Annotated in this window: 1 protein-coding gene; it reads left to right on the top strand. The window is 62.8% G+C overall.

Translation table 11 applies throughout. The features are described from left to right. Positions 1 to 1,482: carotenoid oxygenase family protein (locus MLGJGCBP_RS49365; RefSeq protein ID WP_328799578.1), on the top strand; the 1,482-nt coding region annotated here is incomplete at its 5' end. Position 1,483 lies beyond the last annotated feature (1 nt).

The raw sequence follows: 1,483 nt of genomic DNA, 5'->3' as shown, positions 1-1,483 counted from the left end.
CCCAAGGGCAATTCGTTGCGGGGGCCGTTTCAGCCGATGCGTTTCGAGGCGACGGTCGAGGAGTGCATTGTGACGGCGGGGGAGATTCCGCGGGAGTTGTCGGGTGGGTTCTATCGGTCGGGTCCGACGTGGCGTCGGCCGTCGAAGCAGGGTACGACTCCGTTGATCAGTATGGACGGGATGGTGCAGGGGCTGGTTTTGGACAATGGTCGTGCGGATTTCCGGAATCGGTGGATTCGGACGCCGAAGTTCGTGGCGGAGGAGCGGGCGGGGCGGGGGTTGTTCGAGTGGACCGATGGGGGGTTCGGGGATTGGCGTGATCACGCGTACGGGGATGTGGTGCGCGATGAGTTCACCGCGGGGGTTCCGCAGGGGACGAACAACATCAACATTTTCCCGTTCGCGGGGGAGGTGCTGGCCTCGGGTGAGCAGGGTGGGCCGCCGATCGCGTTGGATCCGATCACGTTGGAGACGCGGGGGATCGTGCCGTGGTCGAGCAAGTTGTCGGCGGGTTTGCACGAGAAGTCGTCGTTCGGGGATGCCTCGTTCACGGCGCATCCGAAGTGGGATCACGATACCGGGACGTTGTATGGGTGGAATTGGCGGGACGAGGCGCCGTTCGTGACGATCCATATCGTGCACCCGGATGGGGTGGTGGAGTCGCGGGATCTCGACGATGCCCCGTATAACACGGTGGCGCATGATATTTGGTTGACACCGGAGTGGATCGTGATGCCGTTTCAGCCGTTCACGGCGGACAAGAAGCAGATCACCGAGCGCAAGTTGGGGATCTGGGGGTGGGATGCGTCGTTGCCGATCGTGATCGCGTTGATTCCGCGGCACGATCTGCACGGGGAGGTGCGGTGGATCAAGACCGATCTGCCGGCGGAGTATGTGATGCACACCTTGTCGGCGAATGTCGAGGGTGATCTGTTGATGTTGGATGCGCCGATCTTCAATCGGCCGCCGTTCCCGTTCGCGGAGGATTTCGCGGAGGGGGAGGATGTGGCGTTGTTCTTCTCGGTCTCGCGCAGTTTTCTGGGGCGGTGGACGATCGATCTGAAGACCGGGGTCGCGAAGACGGAGCAGCTCTCGGATCGGCCGTCGGAGTTGCCGAAGGTAGACGAGCGGTTCTACGGCAAGGGGTATACGTTCGGTTTCCAGGTCGGTGGGGTGGTCAAGCGTAACGGGATGTCGATGAACAGCCTGGTCGTGACGAATGTGAAGACGATGGCCGAGCAGGTGTATCAGATCCGCAGTACGGAGGCGGCGGCGGTGTTGGAGGCGACGTTCGCGCCGCGGACGCCGACGTCTGCGGAGGGCGATGGGTTCATCATCGTGCCGGTGTCGTGGTGGGCGGAGCGGCGGGGTGAGTATCTGATTTTCGATACCTACGACATCACCACGGGGCCGGTCGCGCGGATCGAGATTCCGTTCCTGATGGGCTGGACCCCGCACGGACACTGGATGGACTTCCGCTGAC

Source organism: Rhodococcus sp. T7, assembly GCF_009872365.1.
Taxonomy (GTDB): Bacteria; Actinomycetota; Actinomycetes; order Mycobacteriales; family Mycobacteriaceae; genus Rhodococcus_F.
This window is presented reverse-complemented; position numbering and strand designations above follow the sequence as displayed.